This is a genomic window from Neisseria sp. P0021.S006 (assembly GCF_051956895.1).
Genome location: NZ_JBQCWZ010000028.1, coordinates 19804 through 27719, shown reverse-complemented (window position 1 = coordinate 27719; position 7916 = coordinate 19804). Strand labels below are relative to the sequence as shown.

The following is a 7916-nucleotide window of genomic DNA, read 5'->3' as shown; positions in this document are numbered from 1 at the left end:
AAGTGTGGCCGTTGCTGATGGCGGCCTGCAGCCAGTAGCAGGCGGTCGGAACATGACAGCCGACACCTTGCCCGTGATAGTAAAAACAGGCGAGGTGGTATTGGGCGGAAGGGTGGTTTTGTTCGGCTGCGATTGCGTACCAGTGGGCGGCCGCCCGAGGGTCTTGCGCCGTACCGAGGCCGTAATGGTAGATGCGGCCTAAGGCTGCCGCCGCGTTTTTATGGTGGAATTCGGCTGCTTCCATGTAATTCTTGCGCGCGGCATTGTAGTCTGCGTAGCGACCGATGGCGTGGGCTTGTGCTTCCGCCAAACGGTAGATGGTTCCGATTTGTTGCTGTTGCAGGGCGGCTGTTTTGATTTGTTCGTATTGTTGCGGATGGTACAGTGCGGCGTCGCTGATGAGTTTTTGTGCCGCGGAGGCAGAACCTAACGTGGCGGCACGGTGGTAGTAATCGTGCGCGATATGGTTGTCGGCTTTGATGCCGAGGCCGTAGCGGTAGAGGTCGCCCATGATTTTCAGGGCTTCGGGATGGTTTTTTTCGGCAGCGGCTTTGGCGTAGCGTGCCGCTTGGAACGGGTCTCGTTCGGAAAGTTCGCCGGTCAGGGCGTATTGGGCCAGCTTGGCCTGTGCTTCCGCTTGTTCCTTATCGGCGGCACGACGATACCATTCTAAGGCTTCGGGTTTGCGTTGGGCGGCAAGAAGGTCGGCCAGCAGGGTTTGTGCGGCGATGTGGCCGGCTTGCGCGGCTTGTTCGAGATATTGTTCGGCTTGTGCGTGGTTGTGGCTGACGCCTGTGCCGTAGAAGTAGATTTGACCGAGTTGCCAGCAGGCAGCAGTCACACCGAGCGTGGCCGCTTTTTCGTATTGTTCGATGGCTGTTTCAACGTCGCCTTGGCGTTGATGATGGCGTGCCAGATGGTAATACGCAGGCGCAGCATATCGGGCAGCGGCAAGCTCCGCCCAGTAGAGGGATTGTGGATCATTGCGCTGTGCGTGGTAACGCATGAGGATTAATTGGGCTTCGAGGTGACCTTGCTCACCCAGCCAGGCGTATTCGTTAAGAAGCTGTCCGGTCGGGGTGCCGTTGTATTCGCGTTGTTGCAGCAGGGTGAAGAGTGCCATGGGGTGGCGTTGGGCAGCGGCGGCTTCCAACCATGAAAGTGCCTGCTCCAATTGGCCGTTTTGCAGCAGATGGTTGCCCAATGCGAAAGCAGCTTCCGCATAACCCTGCTCTGCCGCCTGTTGCAACAGGGGCAGGGCTTGGGCGGTATGGGATTGTTCCAAAAGGGCGGCGGCTTGCCGGTAGAGGATATCAGGAGCGGCGGTCATGGTTTGCGGGCGGATATAAAGTGGAAGACGGATGCTGTGGCATATGGGCGGCGATACCGGTTGAGGGCTTTGTAAAAATATTGCTCGGCATAGTTTTGCTGGCTTATCTTTAGGATGCTTAGCTTGTTATATTGTTTTGCCTAGGGGCATCCATATTTTGTGTGTTACAAAAGGCTCAGCTTGAGTCGGTATGCGCTCATGACAGCTCGGTCATTATACTGTCTTTGTAATTTATTGTTAATGATAAATGCAGGTTTTTGTGTTTGATTTACATGGAAGTAGCCAAGGTATTGATTGCTTCAGGCCGTCTGAAATATTTTCAGACGGCCTGAACTTTCCTTCGCTAAGTCAGGTTGTCGGTATGGAAGAGTCGGATGTGTCTTTGTTGGGGAAAAACACCTGACTGTAGAAGTTGCCGTTAATTTGGGTCACGTTGAGGTGGTACATACGGTAGGCATGGAACAGGTCGCTGTCAGGCGGTGTCGGATGATTCCAAAATTCTGCCAAGGTATTTTGGTCGGTTATGCCGGGAATATCATAATAGGCACGGCCGAGAACCTTAACTGGCATATTGTGAATCAGGCCGGACAGGCCGCTGGTGCTGTTGATGGTAACCATGCCGAGGCCGTGGCGCAGGAAAACGGGCAGGGGGACATCATGGACGTAAGTGATACGGCCTTTGAGTTTGGGGTGTTTTTTGATAAAGCGTTTGATGTCGCGCGAGTAGTCGATAAAGCCGCGGTCCATCGGATGATGCTTGATGATGAGGTTGGTATCGGCAGGCGCGTGCGCGGCAAAGGAGGCCAAAATATGGAGCAGGAAGCTGCGGACGCTGGAAAAGTCACAATGGATGCGGACTTGGCTGTCGTTGAATACCTGCAAGGGAACAATAAAAAATTTGCCGTATTTGCCCGCCTCCACGCGTTTGGCGATTTGGATGTCTTCAATATAGTAGTTCAAACGCTTGAGGATGGAGATTGACCACAGTTTGAGGTAATGGCCGGCATTGGATGCGCGGTGGTGGATGTAGTTCGGGTACTTGTTCGGGTTGCGGAACAATTCGATATAGTAACGGACGGCGTTTTTGGCCATGGGCATAAACCCGCCGCGTACCGGCGTCGGCGCTTTGTATTCTTGCTGTGCCAGCTTGGGGAATTGTTCCAAAAAAAAGTCGGCACGGCGCGGTAACGGGGAAAATGCGTTGACGCCGTCTTTTTCTAAGGTGATGTAGTAGGGGCGGAAATAACCTTCTTCAAACGCCCAGAAACCGACTTGGTTTTCGTTTGCAATGCGTTTTGCAATGACGTGATAAGGGCGTGTGTCGCCAAAGCAGACAACCGCCTGGATGTGATGTTGAACGATGTATTCTTGCAAAAATTCAGGAAAGGCATCGTAGTTGTCGTTAAAAACAACGGTATGAGCTTGAGTGGGCGGATAAAAATAGTCGTCGCCTGCATTAAAGTTGAATTTATGTACGGTTTTGCCGTTTTCAGTCAGCCAATTGGCAAGGCGCAGAAAAAAATCGCCGACAGGACTTTGAAGCAGCAGGATATTTTCTGCGCTTTCAAGCAGGTTTTGCAGGTTGTTTTTGAGGACGGTCTGTTTCATGTCGCAATGTGGTTTTGTTTTTTATGTAATAGTTTTGAGTTGAACTTTCAAGCATACGCCAAGCGTATTAACGATGCAAAGGCAATGATGCCGCAATTGAAGCTGGTTTATGACGCATTGTTAACTTTGATGGTGTTTATTTGAAAGATCGATATAGTTGTTTGATTTTACCTAATTTTTTAGCAAAGTACCCGCGATGTAATCCGTTGTTGTTTTTTTGCATATTTTTTTGTCGTATCAGGATTTGGGCAGCGGTTTCCGCATTAATGGCCTGATGGGTTTCGGGATGGATATAGTCGGGGTAGTGGATGAGCGTGCCGGCAATCAGCTGCCAAAGCTCAAGCCTGCGGCTGCGGCGCGGAATGGGGAGCAGATCTTGGGTAAGTCCCCAACCTGCGTAAAAAGGCAGACCGTAGCAGCTGACTTTTTTGCCGCGCAACAAGGATTCAAAACCAGTCAGCGAAGTCATGGTATGTATTTCGTCTGCGTATTGGAGACAGGTCAGGATATCGGCTTGTTCGACGGTTTGGTCGGCATATCGTGCCGTATCTTCAGGGGAAATATGGCCGATGCGGTTACCGCTGACTACATCTGGATGCGGTTTGTAGATGATATAGGCATCGGGATTGCGTTCGCGTACGGTACGGAGCAGATCCAGATTGCGATAGATTTGGGGCGAACCGTAGCGGATAGACGCATCATCTTCAACCTGGCCGGGAACGAGGATTACGGTTTTGTTGGTTGACGGGACCGTGAAGTCTGAGCTGCCGACGTTGTATTTACTGATGTGGTTTTCGGTCAGCATTTTTTGCAGCTTCAAGGCCGTCTGAAAGTCCTGGTCGTCGAAGTTTTGGTTTTGGAGGATGTGTTCAAGACGTGACGGGGTTTCGGCATTGAAATAAATGCCCATATCGTCGGTAACGAGCGACAGCGGTGGCACTAAATTAGAACCGAGTCCGACCGAGCGGATAAAGCCGTCTTCCATGCGCAGCAGGGGGATATTATGTTGTTCGGCAAAACGGACGATGGCCTCTTTGCCGTTGCCCCAAGCTAGGATGCGTGCATCGTCGGACAGTTTGACCCCTGCCAGTTTTTGGGTGGAGGAGATAAATTTCAGACGGCATGAGGGTACGTTAAAGAACGGTTTGGCAACCGCGCGTTTCCACAAAGACATGCCGACGCAATACAACTCTCCACGCAATTTGTCGTTTTTGCGTTTGACCGTTGCCAGATAGTCGATAACATCAAAGAGGCTGCCTGCTTCGCCGGTATTGGGGTTGAGGTAGCGGCTGTATTGCAGATAGGCTGCTGCGAAGAGTTGCAGCAAGTTGCGGCGGGCGCGGCGTTGGGTTTGAACAAGGCTGCCGATTTTGGGATGGCGGTCGTTGCTTACGCCCCATCCGGCGTACCACGGCAGGCCGAAGGTGGTCAGTGGTTTGCCGCACAAAAGCGCCTCAAAACCCATTTGCGAGGTAACGCAATAAACCTTATCGACGTTTTGCAACAAAGAAATCGGATTGATGTCTTCTGCCAAAAGATGGACGCGGTGTTGCTGCGCCAGTTGGGTCAGATAGCCTTGTTTTTTGCCGCACAAAACATCGGGATGGGTTTTTACCCAGATATCGGCTTGCGGGTTTTCATTCAAGGCCGTCTGAAACATCAGTTCAAACGTAGAGGCGTCTGCGCCGCCATATTGGATGGCCATATCGCCGAAGGTTTGGTCGATGATGAGGACGGTTTCGGGTTTGGATGGGGAACGTAAAGGATGATCTTCTGAAAGTTCGGGCGCGTGGTTGTATTTGGACAGGTGGTGTTGCAGGATGAAATCCATCGCCTGTTGCGCTTGAGCCAAGGTTTCAGACAGCATGGTATCGGCGGCGAGAATCAGTTGTTCCAAACGTGAAGGACGGGTGGTGTCGTAGTAGATGCCGATATCGTCATAGACGATGGAATAGGGCGGATAACCGGAGACGCCCAGTCCGAGCGAGCGTAAAAAACCGTCTTCCAATGCAATAAAGGGAAGCCGGTGTTCAGCGGCGAAAGTACGCGCTTTGTGTGTCGTCGGGCGCAAACCCCAGCCGACGACAGTCTCTGTACCTTTTCCATCTTTGCAGATATGAAACTCAGGCAATAGGGTGGAGAGATGGGGAATTTTGCGGATGCCGCGAGAGGGAATGTAGGCGTTTTTCACAATGCGTTTTCGTCGATTATTGTTATTAATAGATTGTAGGCCGTCTGAAAAGAGGAGCATTCTTTCAGACGGCCTGAATTATTTTTAAAACTTTTTAAAACGTGACTGCTTCAGCCAATACTTTGCCGGCCAAGTCTTTAGGCGACAGATTCGGCTCGCCTTGCAGCGGCCAGTCGATACCGACGGTCGGATCATTCCAAATCAGCGAGTGTTCGGCTTTGGGGTTGTAATAGTCTGTGCATTTATAGACGAACTCGGCTTCATCGCTCAGTACATAGAAGCCGTGAGCGAAACCTTCGGGTACCCACAGTTGGCGTTTGTTTTCTGCAGACAAGATCTCGCCTACCCATTTGCCGAAAGTAGGGGAGTCTTTACGCATATCGACGGCCACGTCGAATACTTCGCCGACAACCACGCGCACGAGTTTGCCTTGTGTGTTTTCAGTTTGATAGTGCAGGCCGCGCAATACGCCTTTGCTGGATTTGGAGTGGTTTTCCTGCACGAAGGTGCGGTCGCAGACTTGGGTCTTGAACCACTCGTCGCGGAAAGTTTCCATAAAAAAGCCGCGCGCATCGCCGAAGACTTGCGGCTCAAGCAGTTTTACGTCAGGAATGGCGGTATCAATGATGTTCATTGTTTTATCTTTCATCTAAAGGCCGTCTGAAAAGTTTCAGACGGCCTCAAACATTATTTTTTCAACAGGCGCAGCAAATATTGGCCGTATTGGTTTTTCGCCATCGGGCGCGCCAGCTCTTCCAGTTTTTCATCGGAAAGCCAACCGTTGCGCCAAGCAATTTCTTCCAGGCAGGCGATTTGCAGGTCTTGGATGTTTTGTACGGTTTGGACGAATGAAGCGGCTTCGTGCAGGCTCTCGTGGGTGCCGGTGTCCAACCATGCGAAACCGCGTCCTAAAAGTTGAACCGACAATGAACCGTCTTCCAAATACATTTGGTTGAGGTCGGAAATTTCCAATTCGCCGCGGGCGGACGGTTTGATTTGTTTGGCGAACTCGACGACGCGTTGGTCGTAGAAGTACAAGCCGGTTACCGCCCAATCGGATTTGGGCTGTTGCGGTTTCTCTTCGATAGACAGGGCGTTGAAGTTTTCGTCAAATTCAACCACGCCGAAACGCTCGGGGTCTTTGACTTGATAGCCGAATACGGTTGCGCCGTGGGTCTTGGCGGCGGCCTGTTTCAATGTTTGCGTAAATGATTGGCCGTAGAAAATATTATCGCCCAAAACCAAGCAAACATTGTCGTTGCCGATAAATTCTTCGCCGATGATAAATGCCTGTGCCAAGCCGTCCGGACTGGGTTGCACGGCATAACTGATGGAAATGCCGAAATCGCTGCCGTCGCCGAGCAGGCGTTTGAAAGAGGCGTTGTCTTCAGGCGTGGTAATGACCAAAATATCGCGGATTCCTGTCAGCATCAATACGGACAGGGGATAGTAAATCATGGGCTTGTCGTACACGGGCAGCAGCTGTTTGGATACCCCGCGCGTGATGGGGTAGAGGCGAGTGCCGCTGCCGCCGGCAAGGATAATGCCTTTCATGGGTTTTCTCCTGAGTAGTGTGTGTTTGCGTGATTTTCAGACGGCCTAATATGGGAACAGGCCGTCTGAAAACTTATTTTCCGGTGCCTAAACGCTCTAAACGGTAGCTGCCGTTCAATACGTTTTGCCACCAGGTTTTGTTGTCCAAATACCATTGCACTGTTTTGCGGATGCCGGATTCGAATGTTTCTTGAGGTTTCCAGCCCAGCTCCCTGCCGATTTTGGCAGCGTCGATGGCATAGCGTACGTCATGGCCGGGACGGTCTTGTACGAAAGTAATCAAATCTTCATAACGTGCCACGCCGGCCGGTTTTTCAGGAACAAGCTCTTCCAGCAGGGTACAGATGGTTTTGACGACTTCAATATTGGCTTTTTCATTGTGGCCGCCGATATTGTAGGTCTCGCCGACAACACCTTCGGTAACAACCTGATACAGCGCGCGCGCGTGGTCTTCGACAAACAGCCAGTCGCGGATTTGCATACCGTCGCCGTAAACGGGCAGCGGTTTGCCGTCAAGCGCGTTCAGAATCATCAAAGGAATGAGTTTTTCCGGAAAATGGTAAGGGCCGTAGTTGTTGGAACAGTTGGTTACGATGGTCGGCAAACCGTAAGTACGCAGCCATGCACGGACGAGGTGGTCGCTGGACGCTTTAGAAGCAGAGTAGGGGCTGGACGGCGCGTATGGCGTGGTCTCGGTAAACAAATCGTCTGTGCCGTGCAAATCGCCATAGACTTCATCGGTAGAAATATGGTGAAAACGGAAGGCTTCGCGCTTTTCAGACGGCATTTGTTGCCAGTAGGCGCGGGCTGCTTCAAGCAGATTGAATGTACCGACGATATTGGTTTGGATAAATTCGCCTGCCGAATCGATAGAGCGGTCGACATGGCTTTCCGCAGCCAAGTGCATCACGGCATCAGGCTGGTGTTGTGCGAATACGCGGTCGAGTTCGGCGCGGTCGCAAATATCCACTTGTTCAAAAGCATAGCGAGGATTATTGGCTACCTCAGTCAAAGATTCCAAATTGCCGGCATAAGTCAGCTTATCGACATTGACGACAGAGTCTTGGGTGTTTTGGATAATATGACGGACAACGGCAGAACCGATAAAGCCCGCGCCGCCGGTAACAAGGATTTTTTTCATAAGTTTCAGAGGATAGTCAAAATAATATAAACGGATTATAGCAGACAGAAAGTGTGTTTTTCAGATAAAGAGGCCGTCTGAAAACATCTCTT

General features: G+C 51.3%; 6 protein-coding genes. All 6 read right to left on the bottom strand.

Annotated elements, in window-relative coordinates:
* The coding region (locus tag ACTHUM_RS07540; protein WP_440402809.1) for a tetratricopeptide repeat protein at positions 1-1330 on the bottom strand (1330 nt) is incomplete at its 3' end.
* Between the two features lie 348 nt (positions 1331-1678).
* Entirely contained in the window at positions 1679-2938 is a 1260-nt protein-coding gene (locus ACTHUM_RS07535; RefSeq protein WP_049335783.1) for a capsule biosynthesis protein, read from the bottom strand.
* A gap of 136 nt (positions 2939-3074) precedes the next feature.
* Complete coding sequence (locus ACTHUM_RS07530; RefSeq protein ID WP_440361262.1) at positions 3075-5189, bottom strand: capsular polysaccharide biosynthesis protein; 2115 nt, start codon at positions 5187-5189, stop codon at positions 3075-3077.
* 34 nt (positions 5190-5223) lie between these two features.
* Positions 5224-5763 carry a dTDP-4-dehydrorhamnose 3,5-epimerase gene (gene rfbC, locus ACTHUM_RS07525; RefSeq protein WP_036492531.1) on the bottom strand — a complete coding sequence of 180 codons (540 nt, stop codon included), beginning with the start codon at positions 5761-5763 and terminating at the stop codon, positions 5224-5226.
* A 53-nt stretch (positions 5764-5816) separates the two neighbouring features.
* A complete protein-coding gene (gene rfbA, locus ACTHUM_RS07520) occupies positions 5817-6683 on the bottom strand; it encodes a glucose-1-phosphate thymidylyltransferase RfbA (protein WP_004519082.1) in 867 nt (288 codons plus the stop codon).
* Between the two features lie 73 nt (positions 6684-6756).
* A complete protein-coding gene (rffG, locus tag ACTHUM_RS07515) occupies positions 6757-7824 on the bottom strand; it encodes a dTDP-glucose 4,6-dehydratase (protein ID WP_049335785.1) in 1068 nt (355 codons plus the stop codon).
* Between the last annotated feature and the right edge of the window lie 92 nt (positions 7825-7916).